We start from the raw sequence: 21,420 nt of genomic DNA on the forward strand, positions 1-21,420 counted from the left end.
GTTTAATATGCTGCGTGTAGGCATCGGCGGGCTGTTTCACGAGACAAATACATTCGGTGAGATGACCGATCTGAATGCGTTCGATGTCCGCATTGAGGCGGAAATCACTGCGTTCGCAAGCGGGGCGCGCACATATCTGGCTGGCCTGATCGACGAATCCGAGAAACTGGGTTTCGATGTTGTGCCGTTGCTCTACGCGGAAGCGACGCCCTCCGGAACAATTTCACGAGCGGCTTACAGCTCCCTGCGCGACGATCTTGTCCGGCGAATCGTCGCGGCGGATCTCGATGGCCTCCTCTTGTCGCTGCACGGGGCTGGCGTCGCTGAGGGGATCGACAGTATTGAAGAGGATATCGGTCAAGCCATCCGGGCCGCAATGGGGCCAGATTTCCGGGTTGTGGTCACGCTTGATCTGCACGGAAACATCCGGCCGGAGCTGGCCGAACAGTATAACGGACTTTTCGCAGTACGGTTCAACCCACATACCGATCAGCACGAGCGCGGTACGGAAGCTGCGCGGTGTCTGTGTGACCAATTGTTGACCGGCGCCGAGTATGAAACGGTCATTCGGCAGGTGCCGATGATGTTCCCGCCGGTTCCGACCAACTTACCGGTTTTTCAGGATCTGGACCGAATCTGCGTAGAATACGAAGCCGACCGGAACGTGTCCTGTGTGCGCCTGATGCACGGCTTTCCCTTTGTCGACGTCCCGCAAATCGGTGCTTCGGTGATCGTGGTCGTGCGCAAGGGCCTGGCTGACGCGCAGGCCATCGCCGACGATGTTGCAAAACATCTCTGGGATGCACGTGATCGAATCGTGATCGAACGCTTTTCGGCCGAAGACGCCGTGGCCGAGGCGCTGAACGACGGCCGCAGCCCTATCCTGATCAACGAGTTTTCCGACAACACCGGCGCAGGCACTCCCGGAGACGGCACGCATTTGCTTGCCGCACTGATCGCTCAGGGCGCGAAGGCATGCTTTTCACATATCTTCGACCCGATCACAGCAAAGCAGGCGGCCGAGGCGGGTGTTGGTGCAGAAATCGACGTGTCGCTCGGCGCACGTGGCAACCCTCTGGTCGGTGTGCCAATCGTGGCAAAGGCCAAGGTGCTTGGCGTCAATGACGGCTTTTACAAAGTCAAAAGCCCGATGGGCGCGGGCGAAGCGATTGACCTCGGCCTTCTTGCCACGCTGCGGATCGGGACGGTCGATGTGATCGTCTCAAGCGGCCGGAGACAGACTCTGGACGATGGTCCATTCATTCGTGCTGGCATTGATATCGCTCAGTTCCCCGTGATCGCGCTGAAATCCAGCCAGCATTTCCGTGCTTGGTTCGAAAGCCGCGTGCCACGCGTGGTGACCGCCGATCCACCCGGCCTCTCTCCGGTTGATGTCAGTCAGCTTTCCCGCACGACCGGAACCCGGAAGCTCTGGCCGCTTTTCTCAGCGGCTGAATGCGAAACACTCTCTAACTGAGGCTCTATAAATGAACACGCCAACTCAACAGGCTCACGCAGCCACTGGCAAACACGATTTCACCCTTTCCGAATATCGCGCGCGGATTGCCTCGGTTCAAGCTGAGGTGGCTGCTCGCGGCGCCGATCTGTTGCTCGTTGATCAGATCGACCATCTGGCGTGGTTGTTCGGTTATCTTGCAACTGCAGCGCGCTATCAGGCTGCGCTCATTCCAGCGCAGGGCGAGCCCTGGCTCATCGTCCGGGAGTTGGACTTGGGCACTTTCCTGGATCAGTCATGGTGCCGTTCCTACGAAACCTTTGCCGATGACGAGGATTCCGAGCTTCAGATCGCTCAGGCGGTTGCGCGTTTTGCGCCGCGAAAGCTTGCCGTCGAACGCGACAGCAATATCACGACGCTGGCCAGGCTTGAACTGATCAAGAGCCACAGCCCTCAAGCCGAGATTGTCGATTTCTCGGGCGTGATCTGGCAGAAACGGTTGATTAAATCACCACAGGAACTGGCATATATGCGCAAAAGCGCCGCGATCGCGGATGCCATCATCCTCGCAGGGGCCGAGACGCTGACGCCGGGCGTCAGCGACCGAACCACGCTCGCGGCAATGTATGAGGCATCTGTGCGTACCGGCGGCGACAATGTGAAATGCGCTGTCATGGGACGGCGTGACGGGCAGGATGTCTTGGGCGGCGGCCCGCGTGGCGAGGCATGGGCCGAAGGAGAAATCCTGTTTCTGGAGGCGCTGCCGCAATATCGTGGCTATAGCGCCCGGATCGTACGCCCCGCTGTAATTGGCGCGCTCTCCCCCGCTATGGCCGCAGCCGCCGAGAAGTTGGTAGAGATTCAGGATCGCCAGATCGCCGCGATGGTCGTCGGCGCGCGGGGTGCCGAGGTTGACAGCCTCTGTCGAGATGCGGTTCTGAGTGCAGGGTTAAAAGACGAATTCACCCAGATCACAGGCTATACGCTTGGGTATCAGGCCGTCCCCCGTGTCAGCGATCACACCCGAATTCTGGCGCCCGGTCAGGATTTTGAGCTTGAGGCCGGGATGACGTTCCACGTGGTCGTGCATACCGGCTGGCTTGCATTCAGTGAAACCGTGGCGGTCACGGAGGCAGGCCCTGAACGGCTGTCGCAGCTGCCGCGTACTCTGGTTTAATTGACGCGAAGGAGAAGTCATGCGTGTATTCGAAGCAACACCTAAGGGTATGATGCAGGCGGATCGCCCGGAATGCGTTCCTGGGCGGGACGAGATTCTTATGTCTGTTGAAACTATCGCTCTGAACCGAGGTGAGAGCCGTCGCGCGGCGCAGAATGGCTTTGAAACCGGTGTCGTGCCCGGATGGGATACCGCAGGACGGGTGCTCGCACTTGGTCCGAACGTCACGGGACCCGCGCCGGGGGCCCGTGTGGTGGCCCGCGGTCTCAGCGGCGGCTGGGCTGAAAAGCGCGTCGTGCACCACGAGGATCTGGCCATCGTTCCCGAGTCGGTTTCGCTGTCTGACGCAGCAAGCCTCGCGACGGCTGGCACAACCGCCCTTGGCGCATTGACCCGGCATGGGTCAATTCTCGGTCGGCGGGTTCTGATAACCGCCGCGACAGGCAGTGTCGGACGGCTCGCCATCCAGATCGCCAAGCTGGGCGGCGCAGAGGTGATCGCCCAGGCCCGATCGGCGCCTGTGGATGCGTTGCGAGCATTGGGGGCGGCACAGGTTGTCGAACATCTGAGCGAGGTCAAACAACCCGTCGATATCGTGCTGGACAGTCTGGGAGGGCCAGTGTTGGCCGAGGCCGCGCGGATGCTGCGGCGTGGCGGTCATCTTCAATGCTTCGGCTGGGGGTTGGGCGCGCCAGCGGTCATCGAAGATTTTGGTAATCTCATGCAGAGCGGCGGTATCCTGCAAGGTTTTGCAATCGGCGAACATCGTGTCGGGACATTGCTGGAACAACTGCTGCCGCTGGTTGAATCGGGGGCGTTGTCTTGCGGCGTAACCGATCAGCGCGACTGGTCCGAGCTGCCAGATGCGGTCGCCGACGTTATTAGGGATGGCTATCGCGGCAAAACGGTTCTGACCCTCTGACCGGGCTTGCCCCGTGTCATACGGGGCAAGATCCAACCAAGTGGGATCAGATATCCCACTTGGAGAGCAGCCATTCAACGAACTCATCGTGCAGGCTGCTTAGCAATTGTGCTACTTTTCTCGCATCCCGCTCGATCATTGCCACTTCAATGTCTTTCAGGCGGCCATATTCGTGACGAAGCCATTCGCCCTCTTTGTCGGAGTGCACGGCGTTGCGAATCCGCAGGAGGTGCTCGCTCAAAAGCGCCTGCATCCCGCACAGCAGTTCATTGTCGCAATAGGTGATGAGAAGACTCTGAAAATGAAAGAACGCGGCACGTACACCGTCGGGTTCGTCGTTCGCAAGGCCATCGCCAGCTGCGACGAGCAAGGCCGTGAGGGACGCGATCTGGTCGTCAGGGATATTCTCTATTGCAAGCATGGCACATTGCGTATCGAGGGCCTGCCGCACCTGATAGGAATCGCGCACATATTTGGCGTTTAGCGGTGCGACATGTGGCACTTTCCAGGCTTCGCCGACGACAAGCCCATCGCTCTGAAGTCGCGTCAGCGCGGCCTTGACTGGGGATCGGCTGACGCCGAGCCGCTTTGCCAGGACACTTTCGGGGACCTGCTCATCCGGGACGAGCTCTCCTTCAACGATCATCTGTTTGATGATCTCATAGACGCGTTCTCCCAACGGTTTTGCGCGTTCGACTTCCAACATTGAACAAATCCTTCTCAAGTCAGGCCAATATGTCGCCGATTGTCTTCTTCCACAAGCCGTTAGGCCGGATCTCCCGACCAACGCAGGACCCGGCGGCAATCGTGCAGGTCGCACCCCGCGAGGTTTTCGGCTGCGTAGCCCGGTTCCTTCATGCCGTACATAATTTTCATGTTGAGCTCTGAATGTTGAGTTCAGTATTCAATTCCGAATGATTCGCCCTATGGCATCGCTCATAAGAGCAAACCGCAAGGAAACGACGTGCAGAACAAGATCGAGATTAACCCCCAGGCCTCGTTGCCGCTGCTGGGGTTTGGCACCTACATGATCCCCGAGGCACAAGTCGCGGAAACGGTCGCCCGGGCCATCGGCGTGGGTTACCGCCATATCGATACGGCTGCGACCTATGGCAATGAGGCAGAAGTCGGGGACGGGATTGCCGACGGGCTGCGGGAGACTGGGCTGGGGCGCGATGCGCTGTTCGTGACGACGAAGCTTTGGCCCGGAAACGCCGCCTGGGGTCAGGTGCCGAAGACCGGCCCCACCACTCACGATGCTTTTCACGAAAGTCTAGACAAACTGAATCTCGACTATGTCGATCTCTACCTGATCCATGCGCCCTTTGACCGGCAGCAGATGCTGATGCAGTGGGAAGCGCTGGTGGAGCTGAAGGCTGCTGGCCTGGTCCGGTCGATCGGCGTGAGTAATTTCGGCATTTCGCATTTGGAGGCGATTGCGACCGCAGGTCTGCCCCGGCCTGAGGTTAATCAGATCGAACTGCATCCCTGGTCGCAGCTGCCGGAGCTTGTGCGCTATCTGCGGGCAGCGGAAATCGCCGTGATCGCCTACAGCAGCCTTGCGCCACTCTCGACCTGGCGCAGCACCCCCGGGCAGGGCAGCGCTAAGACTGAGGCGATGCGGACACAAGGCGGCGCAGCCTCCCCTTTTCGGGCAATGGCCGTGAAATACGGGGTCAGCGAGGCGCAACTCCTGCTTCGATGGGCGGTGCAGAACGGCTATGCGGTTCTGCCCAAAAGTATCAGTGAACACCGGATGCGGGAGAATGCCGACATCTTCTCGTTCGAGATCGACGCCAGCGATATGACACTGCTGCGGAACCGGGATCTGGGAAACGGCTTTGCCTGGGAAAGCGGCGACCCGATGCAGGCTACCTTCTGACGGTCGCTAACGGCATGTTTGAGAGGTGCAGCACGGTCTCCGCGCATACGTCATCGACGACGCCCGCCTACAGACCGATGAAGCGCTAAAAGAGCAAAGCTACTCTTACGCTTGAGGTCCTCCCCCTCCCCTGAGGCAAACTTCGGCTCTTTCATTGATACGGAAATTAATTTATTGAATGCTGCATGCAGTATGCTAGGTTAAATGACATGCCGCACGGTATCGCACATATAAGCAGATCAAGAGGATAAAGATGTCCGAAGCTTTCGAATACAATGGATATGAAATCCCGTCGTTTCAGCCGCCCGCATACGGCTACACGTCCGTCGTTGTACACAACGGCGTTGCTTGGGTCAGCGGCAGTGTTCCCAAGATCGGCGACCAGGATCTGAATCCGGGTAAGGTTGGCGCGGATGTGACCATTGAGGAGGCTATGGAATCGGCCGAACTTTGCGTCCGTAATGCGCTGGCCTCGCTGTCACACCGGATCGGCGGCCTCGATAATGTCGAGCGCTTGCTCAAGATCACCGTTTTTGTGGCCTCGGCACCCGGCTTTAACGCGCAACCCAAGGTGGCCGATGCCGCAACGCATCTGTTCCGAAAGATCCTTGGCGACCGCGGCGAACACGCGCGCTCTGCTGTCGGCGTTTCCGAGCTCCCGCGCAATTCCAGCGTTGAGATCGAGATCGTTGCAGCCGTTCGCGATCAGGCGTGATATGTATGGAGCGTTGAGATGCAAGTATCCTCTGGCGACTTGGCAGCACTTGCGCCTTACAAGCAGATTTCGACCGCTTCGATTGCGACGGCACTTTACAAGCGCGGTTTCCGAAATCAGTTCATTCAGGGCGTCGCGCCTGTCGCCTCTCTTGAAGAGAATATGGTCGGGCGTGCTTTCACTCTGCGCTACATCCCAGCACGCGAGGACCGCAATCCTGTGACCGTATTTCAGGACCCGCACCACCCGCAACGGGTGGCCATCGAGACCTGTCCAGAGGGCTACGTCCTTGTAATGGATGCGCGTGAGAACAATCGCGCAGCGACTGCAGGCTCTATCCTCATTACGCGGCTTGCAGTACGTGGCGCAGCGGGCATTGTATCGGATGGCGGCTTTCGAGATGTGGCGGGGATTGGCCAGCTCGAAATGCCAGCGTTTTGCGCGGGCCCATCAGCCCCGACCAACCTGACTCTGCATGAAGCGATTGACATAGATGTCCCTATCTCATGCGGCAGCGTTGCGGTGTTCCCAGGCGATGTTCTTGTTGGTGATAACGACGGCGTCATGGTGATTCCAGCCGAAATTGCCGAGGACATTGCCGATGAATGTATTGAGATGGAGCGCTACGAAGCCTTCGTGCTTGATCGTGTGAAGAACGGTGCCGGTGTAATCGGCTTGTATCCCAACACCCGCGAGGAGAACTCGGAAGCCTACGACGCCTGGCGCGCACGCGATCGGGCACCTGCCTGACAGATTTGCCCTCCCCTATTTTTATCCCGATAAGCCTGAAGGCTTGTCCGCTGACTAAAAGGACGCGAAATGACCTATTCCTCTCATGGCAAGCACTTGATCGCAGGTGACTGGATCGAGACTGACCAGACTTTCCAATCAGACCCCGCTTTCGGAGCGGCTGAGACGTTCTCTGTTGGAACCGTGGATTTGGTTGATCGGGCCTGTAACGCGGCGCAGGAAGCCTTCTGGGCCTATGGCTTCTCATCGCGCGAAGAGCGGGCAAAGCTATTGAACGCAATCGCCGACGAGATTGAGGCCCGTGGTGACAAGATTACCGATATCGGAACCCGTGAAACCGGCCTTCCTGCGGGGCGGCTTGAGGGTGAGCGAGGTCGCACAACGGGCCAGCTGCGCTTGTTTGCGTCACATATTCTGGATGGTGCCTTTCTGGATCGGCGTATTGATGCGGCGCTGCCCGAGCGTCAACCGCTGCCGCGCCCGGAAATTCGGCTCATGCAACGGCCAATCGGACCGGTTGCGGTGTTCGGCGCTTCAAACTTCCCCTTGGCGTTCTCAACCGCCGGAGGCGACACGGCGGCGGCGCTTGCCGCAGGGTGTCCGGTTGTTGTGAAGGGCCATTCTGCGCATCCTGGAACGGGTGAAATCGTGGCTGAAGCAATACATGCAGCCATTGCCAGGACCGGGACGCACCCGGGCGTGTTCAGCTTGATCCAAGGCGGGCGACGCGATGTGGGCACCGCGCTCGTCACACATCCTTCGATCAAAGCGGTGGGTTTCACCGGCAGCCTCGCGGGTGGCCGCGCACTGTTCGATCTCTGCGCGCAGCGACCTGAGCCGATTCCTTTCTTCGGCGAACTTGGCAGTGTAAACCCGATGTTCATGCTGCCCGCAGCCCTTGCTGCGAGTGCAGAATCGCTTGGCAAGCAATGGGCGGCATCCCTGACCATGGGAGCGGGCCAATTCTGCACCAATCCGGGCATCGCCTTCGTTCCCGAAGGCGTAGATGGGGATCTCTTCGTTCAGGCCGCCGCGCGAGCGCTTGCCGATATTCCAGGCCAAACCATGCTGACCCCAGGTATCGCCGAGGCATTCCAGCGCGGCCAGCAACGATTTGACGAGAATAATCATGTTCGCAACGTCGTGTCAGGCGACTGTTCTGGTCGAACGGCACACCCCAGTCTCTACGAAGTTTCCGCGCAATCTTTCGGTGATGAAGAGTTTCTGCACGAAGAGGTGTTCGGCCCGCTCGGTCTGGTCGTGCGCGTGCCTGTGGCCGATGACATGGTGGAGCTTGCCAAGGGCCTCGAAGGCCAGCTTACCACGACGCTTCACATGGATGCCGATGACATTGATCTGGCGCGTCGGCTACTTCCGGTGCTCGAAACAAAGGCGGGTCGGGTGCTTGCCAACGGTTTTCCCACTGGGGTCGAAGTTGTGGATGCGATGGTGCATGGCGGCCCCTACCCGGCCTCGACCAACTTCGGCGCGACATCAGTTGGCACAATGTCGATCCGTCGTTTCTTGCGCCCTGTGAGCTACCAGAACCTTCCTGTCGAAATCCTGCCTGACGATCTGCGCCAGTAGTCGGCGAAACTTTCGCCATAGGCAGATAAACTACGGAATGCGTTTTATGACACAAATGACAAGCGATTTGTTCGATCAGGCCTTCAAGGATACACGCCCGACTGGGCCTGTGATGCTTGTTTCGCGCGAAGCTATCGCAGAAAATTTCATCTATCTGGATGCGCAATCCGAGGGCACCACTGCGGCAATTGTCAAGGGCGACGCCTACGGGCACGGCATGATCGAGGCCACGAAGGTGCTGGAGCAGGCGGGCGCGCAGCTGTTTTTTGCTGCACGCCTTGATGACGCCTATGACGTGCGCCGGACCGTGCAGGACAGCTGCACCGTCGCTGCGCTTGACGGGATCGGTCGTGCGAATGTCCGGGATGCAATTGCGGCGGGGATCACGCCGGTCATCAATGGGCCCGAGCAACTGGCAGCCCTTCTGGAAGACAGCAGGCTGGCCGGCGCGAAGGTGCCGGTCTACGTGCATATCGACACGGCGATGAATCGTCTGGGCTTTTCGCTTGAAGAACTGCGCCGGTGCGGAGATCGATTCACAAATGTGGAGGTCCTAGCCTACATGACGCACCTTTCGTCCGCTGACGATATGGACATAGAATGTTGTCGCAGACAGGTAGGCAAGCTGGTTGAGGCAACTCAGGGTCTCCCGCGTGCGCCGCTTTCTATCGCGAATTCCTCAGGACTTTTTCTTGGGCCGGAATTTCATGGCGACATCACACGCCCAGGAAAGTCGACCTTCGGGATCAATCCCTTGCCACTTGGGGAAAACCCATTGCGTGAGCCTGCCGAGATCTGGGCGCCGGTGGTTCAGCTGCGCCATATCGATCGGGGCGATCCTGTGGGGTATTCCGCAACTTGGCGCGCACCTGATGCCAGGCGAATTGCCATTCTTGCAATTGGCTACTCCGCGGGCTACCTGCGGAGCAATTCCAACCGCGGCCATGTCGCGTTCCGGGGGCGGCGCGTTCCGGTGATTGGCCGCGTTTCGATGGATTTGACCGCCGTTGACGTGAGCGATCTGCCCGAGGACTGGACGCTGGAGGGAGCCCATGCAGAGATCGTCGGCCCGACGATATGCTACCGCGAACTAGCCCAATCGGCCGGAACCAACGAGCATGAGGCGCTGATCGGACTCGGATCTGGGTGCAAACGTCTATATCTGTAAGACGCAGGTCAATCCGAAGGGTTTTAGTTTCGGTCATGAGCTCTGTAAGGACTCGCACGGATCTGACCCTGCGAGTTTCTTTTAGAGTGCGAAGCCATATTCATACTATCTATATGAAGTAGATAGGCTGTACCGAATTGCGGACATCCTGTGTAGACTCAGGCAACGCCAAGCATAATGGCGGCCTGTTGCGGCTATAGCTCTGAAATAATTAGAGCAATAATTTCAGATACATAGGGGAAATATCTCAGGTTTGCGTACTTTTTCATCGGATTGGATTATTTGTTGGGCATTCTTGTTAAGCGCCTTGCGGTGAACTCGTCGCACTTGACATATTGCGAGAATTATGGCGGCATGCTGAATACATCATATGAACAACGGGGAACGTGAGATGAATTATAAATCTACTGTTTTGGCCGCGCTTGCTGCCTGTGCCTTCGGCTCGTCGGCTGTTGCTGAAGAGACTGTCGAAGTCCTCCACTTCTGGAACAGCGGAGGTGAAGCTGCCGCGGCACGTGTTCTTTCGGACGCGCTGGCGGAAAAAGGCATCGTGTGGCAGGATTCGCCCGCGACTAACACCAACAACCTCAACCAGGTACTACGTACCCGTGCCGTTTCCGGCACCGCGCCGGCGGCCGTGAAGCTTCACCTGTCAGAAGTGTTCGCCTGGGAAGAAGAGGGGTTCCTTCTGCCGCTTGACCAAGCCGCTGCCGCAGGTGAATGGGACAAATACATGTCGAAAGCCGTGGTTTCCGAATTGAAGCGCGACGGCCATTACTACGGCGTGCCGGTGGGTATCCATGGCACTAATTGGATGTGGTACAATATCGCTGTTTTCGAGAAAAACGGTATTGATGTTCCGACAACCTGGGATGAACTCAAGACTGCCGCTGAGAAGCTTAAGGCCGCCGGCATTATCCCGCTCGCGATCGGCGGTCAGGATTGGCAGGAAGGAATCTTGTTCGAAGCCGTAGTGGTTGCCGTCGGTGGCGCCGATTTCTACCGCAAAGCCCTGATTGAGCAGGACGAGGCGGCACTTCAAAGCGAGACCATGGTCAAAATCTTTGAAGAGTTTCGCAGCCTGAACAACTACATCGACCCGAACTTCCCTGGTCGCGATTGGAACGTTGCAACGCAGATGGTCATGCAGGGTGAAGCCGCCATGCAAATCCTAGGCGATTACGCGAAAGGCGAATTTATTGTCGCAGGCCTCGCGCCCAATGTCGATTACGGCTGTGCGCTGGTGCCGGGCACCGCAGGCAGCTACATCGCAAGCACCGACGTATTCGCGTTCTTCGACAACCGTGATGAAGCTACCGCTCAGGCGCAGCAGATCATGGCTGAAATCGCGATGAGTCCGGAAGTTCAGATCGCATTCAACCAGAACAAGGGGTCGATCCCTGCGCGTCTGGATGTATCGCCGGATACGCTCGACTACTGTGGCCAGATGGGTTTTGGTTATCGCGCCGAAGCAGAAGCAACCGGCAACATCCTGCCCGCCGTTTCGCATCAGGAAGGTACGAGCCCCGCGAAAGCCGGCGTGTTCCTTGAAGTAACGCAGACCTTTTTTGAAAGCCCGGACATGACCGCTCAGGAAGCGATCGAGCGTCTGGTATCAGGCTTGAGAGCTGCCGATTGATAGTCCTCTTGTGATAAGCTGAAGAGTTGCGGCTTGTCCGCAGCTCTTTTTGTGCAGTTTTATTGCATGTGGCGGATCTAAGCGCCCTATCAAGCACCTTGCCAGACCCGCCCTATCACAATCGACGACCAGTGACTGGATAAGAAATAATGAAGAGATCGAAAAGCAAGGCCATACTTGGCCAATATGCGTCACAGTTGGCCCTGGCCCCATCCGTCGCGCTGATTGCCATATTTGTATATGGCTTTATGGTGTGGACGGGTTACATTTCGATGACCTCGTCGAAAATGGTTCCGCGTTATGATTTTGTCGGACTCGCGCAATATGAGAAGCTCTGGAGCCACCCGCTCTGGCTGTCAGCCATTTCAAATCTCGCGGTTTACATGGTCTTGTTCATCGTGTTTACCACGGCAATCGGACTGTTTCTCGCAATCCTGCTGGATCAGAAGGTGCGCGCCGAGGGCTTTCTGCGTCTGGTGTTTCTCTATCCAATGGCGCTCTCGTTCATTGTGACAGGCACCGCTTGGAAGTGGATTCTGAACCCGGGCCTGGGGATTGAGCACCTGATGCACTCCTACGGCTGGGAGAGCTTCCGCTTCGATTGGCTAATCAATCCGAAGTTTGCGCTCTATACTATTGTCATTGCAGGTGTCTGGCAGGCGTCGGGTTTTGTGATGGCGCTGTTTATGGCAGGCCTGCGCGGAATCGACAACGATGTGATCAAGGCCGCGCGCCTGGATGGTGCAACCGGGCCTGCTATCTATCGCCGGATTATTATTCCCCAACTCGGGGCAACATTTGTAACTGTGGTTTTTATTCTGTTGCAGATGGCGATTAAGACCTACGACCTCGTAGTTGCGCTGACCGGCGGAGGCCCGGCCAACAGCACCAACCTTCCTGCGAACTTCATGTACACCCAGACCTTCACTCGTAGTCAAATGGGTGTCGGCGCAGCAAGTGCAATGATGCTGTTCTTGACGGTGATCGCTATCGTTATTCCCTACCTCTACACCACAAGCAGAAAGGCCCATTAAGATGGATGATCAAATTGTTCTGCGAAGAGGTTTTGCCGCTCATTTCGCCCGCCTGTTCGTCTACGGTGCGCTGATTTTTGTTGCGGCGGTTTACCTCTTCCCCCTTCTTGTGGTTTTCCTGACCTCGATCAAAACACTTGAAGAAGTGCACAGCACAACAATCCTTCAACTGCCGAACGACCCGACATTTGCGCCTTGGCTGGACGCAATGTTCACTGCTTGTGTCGGCATCAAATGCACAGGCCTCAGCCAGCAATTCGTTAATGCCGTCATTCTGGTGGTGCCTGCGGTGCTGATATCGACGCCGCTTGGCGCACTCAACGGCTTTGCGCTGTCACTTTGGACCTTCAGAGGCCATAATCTGGTGTTTGGTTTCCTACTGTTCGGGATGTTCATTCCGCTACAGATCGTACTGATCCCGCTTGCGCAGGTCCTCGGACTGATCGGCCTGTCGAACTCGATCGCCGGCCTTATCCTGCTACACATCATCTATGGTATTCCGTTCACAACGCTGTTCTTCCGGAACTACTTTGTAACACTACCCAAGGATCTGATCAGTGCTGCGCGGCTTGACGGCGCTGGATTCCTGCAGGTGTTCCGCCGTATCATTTTGCCGATTTCCTTGCCCAGCTTCGTGGTGTCGACAATCTGGCAGTTCACGAACATCTGGAACGACTTCATCTTGGCCACGACATTTACCTCGGGCGATCACGCCCCGGTCACCGTTGGGCTTTACAACATGGTCGGGACGACCACTGGCGTGAAGCTCTACAACGTCGATATGGCCGCGGTTCTGATCACCGCAACACCCACTCTTCTCGTCTACATCTTTGCCGGTCGCTATTTTGTTGGTGGCCTGGTCGCTGGCTCCGTCAAAGGATAATCTTCATGTCCACTCTCACGCTCAACCGCATTACCAAGTCCTATGGCGACGTTCAGGTTCTGACAGACATCAACATCGAGATTGAAACCGGAGAGTTTCTGGTGCTGCTCGGACCGTCAGGCTGTGGCAAATCCACTTTGCTGCATGCCATCGCCGGTCTGCACAACGTCAGCTCTGGTGACATCGTGATCGGAGACCGGCGCGTCAATGACGTACCCTGCCAGGACCGCGACATCGCGATGGTGTTCCAATCATATGCACTTTATCCGTCGATGACGGTTGCCCAAAACATTGTGTTCCCGTTGGAGATGCGCGGTGTCTCTAAGGAAGAGCGCAAGAAGGCATTGGCCGACGTTGCCCAGCTTCTCCGGATCGAGCCTCTTCTCGATCGGAAGCCTGCTCAGCTTTCGGGCGGCCAACGGCAGCGTGTCGCGATCGGACGTGCGCTCGTGCGCGATCCGCAGCTTTTCCTGTTCGATGAGCCGCTTTCGAACCTCGATGCCCTGCTGCGGGTCGAAATGCGAACTGAGTTGAAAAAGCTCCACAGCCGGATCGGGCGAACCACGGTGTATGTGACGCACGATCAGGTCGAAGCCATGACACTCGCATCGCGGATTGCGATCCTGAACAAAGGTGTCCTGCAACAGGTCGGCACCCCGGCAGAAGTCTATGAAAAACCGGCGAACCTTTTTGTTGCGGGCTTTATCGGCTCGCCCGAGATCACCCGTGTGCCGGGCGTTCTGGTGTCGGAGCAGGGTCGATTGATGCTAAAGACGGATGTTTACGAAGGCAAATCTCTTACCCTGCCTGTACCGGAACATCCCGGCCTCGCTGAGGGGCGCAAGGTAACGATGGGTCTGCGTCCCGAAGCCTACTCGATTGCACCGGGACAGTCTGACGATCCGCTCAGCGTGACGCTGGATACCCATGTTTCCTTGATCGAGCCCTTGGGTCCTGACTCAATTATTTTGTTCGACTTCGGCGGTCGCGAAGCAGAAGCCCGCGTGGCAGCAAAGAGCGGCGCTAAAGTCGGACCTCAGAAGATCGAGTTCTCGATGCGTGATGCCGTGTATTTCGACACGAAATCGGAAAACCTCATCGCGTAGCCCCGCGCATTCTGTGATGGAAGCCGAAAAGGCCCCGCATTCGCGGGGCCTTTTCCAGTCTTGGTGGTGCGTGGAGGTAGTGTGCCTTCAGTGTACCTGTTCATTTGCGGGCTCTGTCGCAAATTTTTCTGATGGCTGCAAACAGGCTTCCAGCGGACATGATTATGCTGCCAGCTCCGCAAAGATCCGGAACGCCGAAGCGCCGTTGGCCGGGATTTGCCCCTTGCGGATCATGTGAGCGGCCTCGATGCCAGCAATGGTCGCGGCGGCCGAGTGGAACGCCTTGAAGCCCATCATCGGGGCGGTGATCCGCTTGATGAAGCGATGGTCCTGCTCAAGAATATTGTTCAAGTATTTGACCTGTCGGATCTCGACCGTGCGGCCTTCGCCGGTGAATTTCAGAATCACGTTTACCGCCTGCAGGCCGGCCAGGTTTGCGCCGCTCTTGTCGATAACGACCCGGTCGGGAACGCTGTTGATGCCGATCGCCCGTTTGAAGAAGCGCCGTGCGGCAGCCAGGTCCCGGCGCTCGGACAGCATAAAATCAAGCGTTTGGCCATCGCGGTCCACGGTACGGTAGAGGTAAGTCCAGCGCCCTTTCACCTTGATGTAGGTCTCATCCATTCGCCAGGATTTGGCTGTCGTGCGCTTTCTCGCCTGGGCCCGATCGGCAATAAGTGGCGCGAATTTCACCACCCATCGGTTAAGCGTGGCGTGGCCAACCGCGACGCCGCGTTCCGCAAGGATCTCTTCAAGGTCCCGGTAGGAAACTGCGAAACGAACATAGAAGAACACTGCATGCAGGATCATCGACTTCGGATAATGCACGCCCTTGAAATCGATCACGTCAACCGCCTTTTACCAACTCACTGACAATGCTCACATATTCGGGGATACCAAGAAACCCAAAACTTTGCGACACTACCCTTTGGAGTCTTCCGAGAAAGGATCCTGGCGGAGATGGGATGCCCCCCTACTCTCGACCGCGATAGGAGTCGCGCTTCACGTAGCGCTCACAAACTGGAAACCGTCAGACACCCGCTTTCGCATGGATAGCATCGCGCAAAGCAGCCTCGGCGTCGCTCGCCACAGGCACCGATCCGATGAGTTTTCGTGTAAAGGGCTCTTTCGGGGCGGAGAAAATCTGATCTGCCGAGCCGGTTTCGACCTTTTCGCCATGGACGAAGACGCTGATCCGGTCCGCAAGCGCGCGCACCACGGCCAGATCGTGGGTGATGAAAATATAGGTCAGCCCGCGTTCGCGCCGGAGCCGGTCCAGAAGGTTCAGCACCCGCGCCTGCACCAGCACATCGAGCGCCGAGGTCGGTTCGTCCAGCACGATCAGATCGGGATCGGCGGCCAAGGCGCGCGCGATGGCCACGCGCTGTCGCTGCCCGCCCGACAGCGACGCGGGCGTGCGCCGCGCCATGTCGGCCTCAAGCCCCACCTCTTCGAGCAACTCGCGCACCCGCGCGTCCCGGCCCGAGCGCAGCCCGATGTTGTGCACGTCGAGCGGCAAGCGAATGGAAGCCCCGATGCGGCGGCGGGAATTCAGGGCGGAGAGCGGGTTTTGCTGCACAAGCTGGATGCGCCGCTTCAGAGATTTATCGCGGTCCTGCGCCAGAGGTTTGCCGTCGAAGATCACCTCCCCAAACGTGGCGGGGTAAATACCCAAAACGATATTGGCGAGGGTCGACTTGCCCGAGCCGCTTTCACCGACGATGGCATGGCATTCCCCCCGTCGCACATCGAGCGAAACGTCTTGCAGAGCTTTGACCTCGTGATCGCCGATGGTGAAATGTTTCGACAAACGCACCGTGCGCAAAAGAATATCGTCGCTCATCTGCGCATCTCCTCGGGTTCACCGCAGCCCTCATGCACGATCATCGGATCGCGGAATGCCGGCACATGTTCGGGCAGATCGGGCAAGCCGCCGCCCACGAGTTTCGGCGCAGCCGCCAAAAGCGCGCGGGTATAGGGATGGCGCGGATCGGTGAAGAGCTGATCCACCCGCCCGTGTTCGACCAGTCGACCGCGATAGATCACATAGACCCGATCGGCAAATTCGCGCACCACGGAGAGATTGTGCGAAATGAATAGCACTGCGGTTTCCTTTTTGGTGACCATCTCATCCATCAGCTTGAGCGTCTGGGCCTGCACGGTCACATCGAGCGCGGTGCCGGGTTCGTCCGCCAACAAAAGCTCGGGCTCGTTGACCAAAGCCATGGCGATCATGACGCGTTGGTTCATGCCACCAGAAAGCTGAAACGGGTAACTGTCGAGCGCGCGGGCGGGATCGGGGATATGGACCTCGGCCAGCGCGGCAATCGCTTTGGTGCGCGCGTCGCTGTCTGAGATTTTGCGGCGCCCGGCGCGCAGCACCTGGGTGAAAATCTCGCCAATACGGAACACCGGATTGAGCGCCGAGGTCGGATCCTGAAAGATCATCGTCACCCGATGCCCCCGCGCCGCCGTAAGTTTGGCGGTCTCGCGCGTAGCGTCGATCCCGGCGACCGTCACCTGCCCCTGCATCAGCGTGCCTTTCTGTTGCTGAAGCCGCCCGAGGGCCAGCTGGGCCGTGACCGATTTCCCGGAGCCGGATTCACCCACAAGCGCCACTTTTTCACCCGCGTTGACATGCAAAGAGATACCATGGAGCACATCTGTCACCTGCCGCCCCTTGCGGAAGGACAGTTTCAGATCGCGCATGTTGAGAACTGGATCGCTCATCTCACACCTCCGCATCGAAGGCTTCGCGCAGCCCGTCGCCCAACAGGTTGAACCCGAGGACAAGGATCATGATCGCGAGCGCCGGAAAGATCGACAGCCACCAGGCGTCGGGCATATATTTCGCCCCGTCGGCCACCATGGAGCCAAGATCAGGGGTCGGCGGCTGGACGCCAAGGCCCAGAAAGCTCAGAGACGAGACCATGAGCACGACAAAGCCGACATCGAGTGTGATCTTGGTCATCACCGCAGGCGCGCAATTGGGCAGGATCTCGCGGAACATGATATGGGTCGAGGAGGCGCCGATCACCTCGGCGGCCAGCACATAGCCCTCGCGCGCCTCGGAGCGCACCACGTTATAGACCAGTCGCGTGTACCAGGGCCACCACATCGCCGTGACCGCCAGCATGGCGTTGGTCAAAGTGGCGGGCAGAAACCCCATGATCGCCATGGCCAGAACCAGCGGCGGGATGGCGAGGAAAATATCGGTGAGCCGCATGATCGCGAACTCGATCCAGCCGCCTTTATAGCCCGCGATGAGACCGAGGATCACGCCGATGGGCATGGAGATCGCCAAAACCATCACGGCCATGGACAGCGACAGGCGAAAGCCATAGACGATCCGGGTCAGAAGATCACGCCCGATGGTGTCGGTGCCGAACCAATGCGCCGTGGAAGGCGGCTGATTGATCGCGGTGAAATCGCCGATCGGCCCGACATGGCTCGGGTAAGGCGTGATGACATCGGCCAGAAGCGCCATAGCGATGCAAAAGACCACAAGCACGAGCCCGAGAATGGAGATCCGGTTGGAGCGGAATTCGGCCCAGGCGATGGACGGCGTACGGGCGCTCATGACTTGGCCCTCCTCTCAGACAGGCGAATACGCGGATTGATAATGGAAACAAGCACATCGACCACGAGATTGGTGATGAGGAACATGGCCGCGATCACCATGACAGTACCGACAATGGCATCGAGATCCTTACGCAGAATCACCTCGACCCCATAGCGCGACAGGCCCGGCCAGACGAAAACCCGCTCGACCAGAAAGGCGTTGGCCAGCATGGCCGCGAAATCGAGGCCGAGGATGGTCAAAGTCGGGATCAACGCCGGGCGGAACGCATAGCGCCGCGCGATACGACGCTCACTGAATCCATAGGCGCGGGCCATCTCCGTATAGGGTTTGCGATAACTCTCGATCATTGAGGACCGTGTCAGGCGCGCGGTCTGACCGATGCCCGACAGCGCAAGTGCTGTGGCGGGCAGGATGAGATGATAGAGCGCATCGAAAAACACGCCGATCTTGCCGGTCAAAAGCGCGTCGATCGTATAAAGCCCGGTGATCGCCATGGGCGCATCCACCCCGGTCGACAAACGGCCTTCGAGCGGGAAAATCGGCCAGATGTACGCAAGCAAAAGTTGTAGCACCACGCCCCAGACGAAGGCCGGGGTACAGACCGCCAGCACCGACAGCAAACGCGCCAGATGATCGGGGTAGCTGCCTTTATAACGCGCGGCCAGTCGCCCCAGAGGCAGGCCGATCAGGATCATCATCGCGCCGGCCGCAAAGACCAGTTCCAGCGTCGCGGGAAGATAGGTCGCAATGTCCGTCATCACCGGACGGCGGGTGTAGAGCGAGGTGCCGAGATCGCCATGCAGCAGATCGCGCAGGAACCAGCCGTATTGCATCACGATCGGGTCGTTGAGATGCCGCGCCTCGCGCAGCGCATCGACCATCTCCTGCGAGGCATTCGGCCCAAGCGCGATGCGCGCCGGATCGCCGGGCACGACGCGGGCGATGAGAAAGATCAGCATGGACACGCCGACCAGAACCAGGAGGGAAATGGCCAGACGCTGACCGAAAAGGCGCAGGATCGGTTTCATCAGAACTCCACTCTGTTGGCGATCAGCGCAGGCGCAAAGGCCGGGTGATCAAGCTCTGTGGCCGACGGGGCCACACCGCCGCCCACACGTCCGGGTTTCCAGCCGAAAAATTGCGACACATGTGCCAGATGTTCGGCCAGCGCAAAAGGGGCGCGCACGGCATCAATCAGCGGCACGCCAAGCCGGTCGCCGATGGCGGCGGCTGCCTCGTATTCGAGCGTACAGCCCAAGAGGATGGCTTCGGCGCCTTCGGTCTCGATAGCGATCCGGGCCTCTTCTTCGACGCGACGCGCGGTCAGGCCGGGATCGAGGCAAAACTCGGAGGGCAAAAGCCCCAGCGGACGCACGGAAGTGACACGGTGATCGAGGCCGTAGCCCCGCACCCGGCGCTTGATATGACCTGCGGCCTTCGCGGTGGCCGACAGGATCGTGCAGCGGCTGGCCAAAGCCCCCGCCACCTCAAGCCCCGCGACACAGGGCGCGGTGACGATCATGTCGCCGGAGACTTCGCGGGCGGCTTCCAACGCGGTGTCGTAGAAGCAACCGATGACATAGGCGTCATAACCCTCGGCTCGGGCCTGATGCGCCAGACGCACCACCTGCGGCACGGCCATCGCTTCGAAAGCGTCGTATTCGAGATGCGGCGGCACTGCGTCGGTGGCAAAGGACACGACGGTTCCGGAGGTGCCAGGGCGGGCGGCGGCGGCCAGTTCGGCGGCGATGCCGGCGTCGTAATCCGGGCTGCCGCCGGGATTGACCCAGAGGATGCGCATGATGGTGCTCCGTTCAGAGAAAGGAACGGGGCGGCCTGAACCGCCCCGGAAAAACGTTCAGTTCAAAACCTGCATGTCCTTGAACAGCATCGAATAACCCGAAGTTGAATAGCGTTTCTGCGGGTCTTTCAGGTTCGGAATCTCGACACCGTTGCGCACCGCATAAACAGCCGTGAACTCGTAGGCGAAAATATCCGGTGCCAGATCGCGCAAATGCGCGTTCAGCTCACGGTAAATTTCGACACGTTTCTCGGGATCGGTTTCCAGACGGCCCGCGTTGAGCAACCGATCCGTTTCCGCATCTTCGAGATGCTCGGCGGACATCCAGGTCGGCGGCACGGTCGAACTGTACATGTTGAACAACAGCGAATCCGGGTCCGGTGTCAGCGCGGACACGGAAATCTCCACGGCATGTGGCGCGGTTTCGGGATCGGTCACCTGCTCGGAAACCAGCGCCCAGGGCGTGCGCACCACGTTCACCTTGAAGCCCAGTTGGGTGAAACTCGCCTGCATCAGCAGTGCAAGCCGTTCCCGCGCGGGGACCTCTGCGATCCAGGCGATATCCAGCGGATAATCGGCAATGTCATACTGGCACTGACCGAGTTCCTCTTTCGCCTTCTCCATATCCTGAGCGAAGGGCGCAACGTCGATATCCGATCCCAAAAGTCCCTGCGGCAGAGCCCCGTTCATCGGAATCCCGAGGGCGATGTCATCGGTGACACCGACCAGTTGCAGAGTGGTGGCATAGTCATAGGCATACATCAAGGCACGGCGGCAATGCACATCGTCGAGCGGTGCGCGGGCCGTATTGAGTTTAATGTATTCCCCCGTGCCTCCCGGCTCCTGCTCCAAATGCACCGAACCTTCGGCAGCCATGGCCTTGAACACTTCCGGGGGCAGCCATTGCGAGGACACATCATGCTCTCCACGCGCCATTAGGGCACGAACGGTCGACGCCTCCAGCGAATAACGGTAGGTGACCTGATCGGGGGACACAGCGTCCGCAGGATCGCCATCGTAATACGGATTAGGCACCATCACGGTCTGAATTTGCGGATCGTGTTCGGTGACCATATAGGCCCCTGACCCCGCCGAGTTTGCGGAAATCCAGTCCGAGGAATAATCTCCGAACGCACCGAAAGTACCTTCGCCCTGATGAGACATCGACAGCTTGCTATCCACAATGGACAGACGCGATGTCGCGGCAAGGAATGGGGCAAAAGGCTCGGCCAGGGTGAATTTGACAGTTTTATCGTCCAAGGCCTCAACCGAAGCGACGCGTCCTTCGAAGAGGGATGCATTGCCCTGCCCCATCTTCATCAGCCGCTCGAAGGAATACACCACATCCGCCGCCGTAACCGGATTTCCGGACGCAAAGGTCGCATGGTCACGCAACGTGAACGTGTAGCTGAGCCCATCAACCTCCCAGGACTGCGCCAGCCAGGGCTGCACACCCGCGTTACCACGGGCCGGATAAACCAGACTTTCGTAAAGATTCACCGCAAGAACGGTATCGGCATAGTCAACCGCTTTTGCCGGGTCGATCTCGCCCACGGCACTCTCGTCGAGCCGTAAGGGCCGTTCTTGGGCGAACGCCCCGCCAGCAAACGCCAGAGCTGCGGAACAGGCCAAAAGCGATCCTGTCAATTTGTTCATCATTTTGTCACGTCCTCTGTTGGTCTTTGGTTTTGTCATTGCATTCTTGAGTCTTGGTCTT

General features: G+C 58.6%; 20 protein-coding genes. 12 read left to right on the forward strand and 8 right to left on the reverse strand.

Annotation, left to right across the window (positions count from 1 at the left end; genetic code table 11):
• Positions 1 to 7: 7 nt before the first annotated feature.
• The 3 genes from V1475_RS19035 to V1475_RS19045 are packed head-to-tail and all read left to right on the forward strand — an operon-like array spanning position 8 to position 3,555.
• Positions 8 to 1,477, forward strand: a complete 1,470-nt coding sequence (locus tag V1475_RS19035; RefSeq protein WP_479414061.1) for a M81 family metallopeptidase — start codon at positions 8 to 10, stop codon at positions 1,475 to 1,477.
• Between the two features lie 10 nt (positions 1,478 to 1,487).
• Positions 1,488 to 2,633 carry a M24 family metallopeptidase gene (locus tag V1475_RS19040; protein ID WP_479414062.1) on the forward strand — a complete coding sequence of 382 codons (1,146 nt, stop codon included), beginning with the start codon at positions 1,488 to 1,490 and terminating at the stop codon, positions 2,631 to 2,633.
• Between the two features lie 19 nt (positions 2,634 to 2,652).
• Positions 2,653 to 3,555 (forward strand): zinc-binding dehydrogenase, encoded by a 903-nt coding sequence (locus tag V1475_RS19045; RefSeq protein WP_479414063.1) that lies wholly within the window; start codon positions 2,653 to 2,655, stop codon positions 3,553 to 3,555.
• A 46-nt stretch (positions 3,556 to 3,601) separates the two neighbouring features.
• Here V1475_RS19045 and V1475_RS19050 read toward each other — a convergent pair whose 3' ends face one another.
• Positions 3,602 to 4,261: a GntR family transcriptional regulator gene (locus tag V1475_RS19050; RefSeq protein WP_479414064.1), complete on the reverse strand. Its 660-nt coding sequence runs from the start codon at positions 4,259 to 4,261 to the stop codon at positions 3,602 to 3,604.
• A gap of 258 nt (positions 4,262 to 4,519) precedes the next feature.
• Between V1475_RS19050 and V1475_RS19055 the strand changes: the two genes are divergently transcribed.
• The 9 genes from V1475_RS19055 to V1475_RS19095 all read left to right on the forward strand — a co-directional run bounded on the left by V1475_RS19055 (position 4,520) and on the right by V1475_RS19095 (position 14,319).
• Complete coding sequence (locus V1475_RS19055; RefSeq protein ID WP_479414065.1) at positions 4,520 to 5,437, forward strand: aldo/keto reductase; 918 nt, start codon at positions 4,520 to 4,522, stop codon at positions 5,435 to 5,437.
• A gap of 253 nt (positions 5,438 to 5,690) precedes the next feature.
• Positions 5,691 to 6,152, forward strand: coding sequence for a RidA family protein (locus V1475_RS19060; RefSeq protein WP_479414066.1), 462 nt, complete (start codon positions 5,691 to 5,693; stop codon positions 6,150 to 6,152).
• Positions 6,153 to 6,170: 18 nt separating this feature from the next.
• Positions 6,171 to 6,902, forward strand: a complete 732-nt coding sequence (locus V1475_RS19065) for a ribonuclease activity regulator RraA (RefSeq protein WP_479414067.1) — start codon at positions 6,171 to 6,173, stop codon at positions 6,900 to 6,902.
• Between the two features lie 69 nt (positions 6,903 to 6,971).
• Entirely contained in the window at positions 6,972 to 8,489 is a 1,518-nt protein-coding gene (locus V1475_RS19070) for an aldehyde dehydrogenase (NADP(+)) (protein ID WP_479414068.1), read from the forward strand.
• A gap of 46 nt (positions 8,490 to 8,535) precedes the next feature.
• Complete coding sequence (alr, locus tag V1475_RS19075) at positions 8,536 to 9,657, forward strand: alanine racemase (protein ID WP_479414069.1); 1,122 nt, start codon at positions 8,536 to 8,538, stop codon at positions 9,655 to 9,657.
• 391 nt (positions 9,658 to 10,048) lie between these two features.
• Entirely contained in the window at positions 10,049 to 11,296 is a 1,248-nt protein-coding gene (locus V1475_RS19080; RefSeq protein WP_479414070.1) for an ABC transporter substrate-binding protein, read from the forward strand.
• A gap of 149 nt (positions 11,297 to 11,445) precedes the next feature.
• Positions 11,446 to 12,330: a carbohydrate ABC transporter permease gene (locus V1475_RS19085; protein ID WP_479414071.1), complete on the forward strand. Its 885-nt coding sequence runs from the start codon at positions 11,446 to 11,448 to the stop codon at positions 12,328 to 12,330.
• A gap of 1 nt (position 12,331) precedes the next feature.
• The gene (locus V1475_RS19090; protein ID WP_479414072.1) at positions 12,332 to 13,213 is read left to right on the forward strand and encodes a carbohydrate ABC transporter permease; all 882 of its coding nucleotides are present in this window, start codon (positions 12,332 to 12,334) and stop codon (positions 13,211 to 13,213) included.
• Positions 13,214 to 13,218: 5 nt separating this feature from the next.
• Positions 13,219 to 14,319: an ABC transporter ATP-binding protein gene (locus V1475_RS19095; RefSeq protein ID WP_479414073.1), complete on the forward strand. Its 1,101-nt coding sequence runs from the start codon at positions 13,219 to 13,221 to the stop codon at positions 14,317 to 14,319.
• A 162-nt stretch (positions 14,320 to 14,481) separates the two neighbouring features.
• On the opposite strand, the gene V1475_RS19100 is transcribed toward V1475_RS19095, so the two are convergent.
• The 7 genes from V1475_RS19100 to V1475_RS19130 form a co-directional block, all read right to left on the reverse strand.
• Positions 14,482 to 15,165 (reverse strand): IS6 family transposase, encoded by a 684-nt coding sequence (locus tag V1475_RS19100; protein WP_479414074.1) that lies wholly within the window; start codon positions 15,163 to 15,165, stop codon positions 14,482 to 14,484.
• A gap of 184 nt (positions 15,166 to 15,349) precedes the next feature.
• The gene (locus tag V1475_RS19105) at positions 15,350 to 16,162 is read right to left on the reverse strand and encodes an ABC transporter ATP-binding protein (RefSeq protein ID WP_479414075.1); all 813 of its coding nucleotides are present in this window, start codon (positions 16,160 to 16,162) and stop codon (positions 15,350 to 15,352) included.
• Positions 16,159 to 17,049 (reverse strand): ABC transporter ATP-binding protein, encoded by an 891-nt coding sequence (locus V1475_RS19110; RefSeq protein ID WP_479414076.1) that lies wholly within the window; start codon positions 17,047 to 17,049, stop codon positions 16,159 to 16,161. Before V1475_RS19110 ends, V1475_RS19105 begins: the two co-directional genes overlap by 4 nt.
• A gap of 1 nt (position 17,050) precedes the next feature.
• Positions 17,051 to 17,899, reverse strand: a complete 849-nt coding sequence (locus V1475_RS19115; protein ID WP_479414077.1) for an ABC transporter permease — start codon at positions 17,897 to 17,899, stop codon at positions 17,051 to 17,053.
• Complete coding sequence (locus V1475_RS19120; protein ID WP_479414078.1) at positions 17,896 to 18,930, reverse strand: ABC transporter permease; 1,035 nt, start codon at positions 18,928 to 18,930, stop codon at positions 17,896 to 17,898. Before V1475_RS19120 ends, V1475_RS19115 begins: the two co-directional genes overlap by 4 nt.
• Positions 18,930 to 19,703: an aspartate/glutamate racemase family protein gene (locus V1475_RS19125; protein WP_479414079.1), complete on the reverse strand. Its 774-nt coding sequence runs from the start codon at positions 19,701 to 19,703 to the stop codon at positions 18,930 to 18,932. The genes V1475_RS19120 and V1475_RS19125 overlap by 1 nt, the downstream gene beginning before the upstream one ends.
• Positions 19,704 to 19,760: 57 nt before the next feature.
• A complete protein-coding gene (locus tag V1475_RS19130; RefSeq protein ID WP_479414080.1) occupies positions 19,761 to 21,362 on the reverse strand; it encodes an ABC transporter substrate-binding protein in 1,602 nt (533 codons plus the stop codon).
• Positions 21,363 to 21,420: the final 58 nt, after the last annotated feature.

Source organism: Celeribacter sp. SCSIO 80838 (assembly GCF_056498065.1).

What these genes read in the sequence shown, in the direction of transcription:
- V1475_RS19130 (WP_479414080.1), bottom strand. Translation starts at nt 21,362, where the DNA reads ATGATGAACAAATTGACAGGATCGCTTTTGGCCTGTTCCGCAGCTCTG.
- V1475_RS19085 (WP_479414071.1), top strand. Translation starts at nt 11,446, where the DNA reads ATGAAGAGATCGAAAAGCAAGGCCATACTTGGCCAATATGCGTCACAG.
- V1475_RS19095 (WP_479414073.1), top strand. Translation starts at nt 13,219, where the DNA reads ATGTCCACTCTCACGCTCAACCGCATTACCAAGTCCTATGGCGACGTT.
- V1475_RS19035 (WP_479414061.1), top strand. Translation starts at nt 8, where the DNA reads ATGCTGCGTGTAGGCATCGGCGGGCTGTTTCACGAGACAAATACATTC.
- V1475_RS19090 (WP_479414072.1), top strand. Translation starts at nt 12,332, where the DNA reads ATGGATGATCAAATTGTTCTGCGAAGAGGTTTTGCCGCTCATTTCGCC.
- V1475_RS19040 (WP_479414062.1), top strand. Translation starts at nt 1,488, where the DNA reads ATGAACACGCCAACTCAACAGGCTCACGCAGCCACTGGCAAACACGAT.
- V1475_RS19120 (WP_479414078.1), bottom strand. Translation starts at nt 18,930, where the DNA reads ATGAAACCGATCCTGCGCCTTTTCGGTCAGCGTCTGGCCATTTCCCTC.
- V1475_RS19045 (WP_479414063.1), top strand. Translation starts at nt 2,653, where the DNA reads ATGCGTGTATTCGAAGCAACACCTAAGGGTATGATGCAGGCGGATCGC.
- V1475_RS19060 (WP_479414066.1), top strand. Translation starts at nt 5,691, where the DNA reads ATGTCCGAAGCTTTCGAATACAATGGATATGAAATCCCGTCGTTTCAG.
- V1475_RS19050 (WP_479414064.1), bottom strand. Translation starts at nt 4,261, where the DNA reads ATGTTGGAAGTCGAACGCGCAAAACCGTTGGGAGAACGCGTCTATGAG.
- V1475_RS19110 (WP_479414076.1), bottom strand. Translation starts at nt 17,049, where the DNA reads ATGAGCGATCCAGTTCTCAACATGCGCGATCTGAAACTGTCCTTCCGC.
- alr (WP_479414069.1), top strand. Translation starts at nt 8,536, where the DNA reads ATGACACAAATGACAAGCGATTTGTTCGATCAGGCCTTCAAGGATACA.
- V1475_RS19125 (WP_479414079.1), bottom strand. Translation starts at nt 19,703, where the DNA reads ATGCGCATCCTCTGGGTCAATCCCGGCGGCAGCCCGGATTACGACGCC.
- V1475_RS19070 (WP_479414068.1), top strand. Translation starts at nt 6,972, where the DNA reads ATGACCTATTCCTCTCATGGCAAGCACTTGATCGCAGGTGACTGGATC.
- V1475_RS19080 (WP_479414070.1), top strand. Translation starts at nt 10,049, where the DNA reads ATGAATTATAAATCTACTGTTTTGGCCGCGCTTGCTGCCTGTGCCTTC.
- V1475_RS19115 (WP_479414077.1), bottom strand. Translation starts at nt 17,899, where the DNA reads ATGAGCGCCCGTACGCCGTCCATCGCCTGGGCCGAATTCCGCTCCAAC.
- V1475_RS19065 (WP_479414067.1), top strand. Translation starts at nt 6,171, where the DNA reads ATGCAAGTATCCTCTGGCGACTTGGCAGCACTTGCGCCTTACAAGCAG.
- V1475_RS19105 (WP_479414075.1), bottom strand. Translation starts at nt 16,162, where the DNA reads ATGAGCGACGATATTCTTTTGCGCACGGTGCGTTTGTCGAAACATTTC.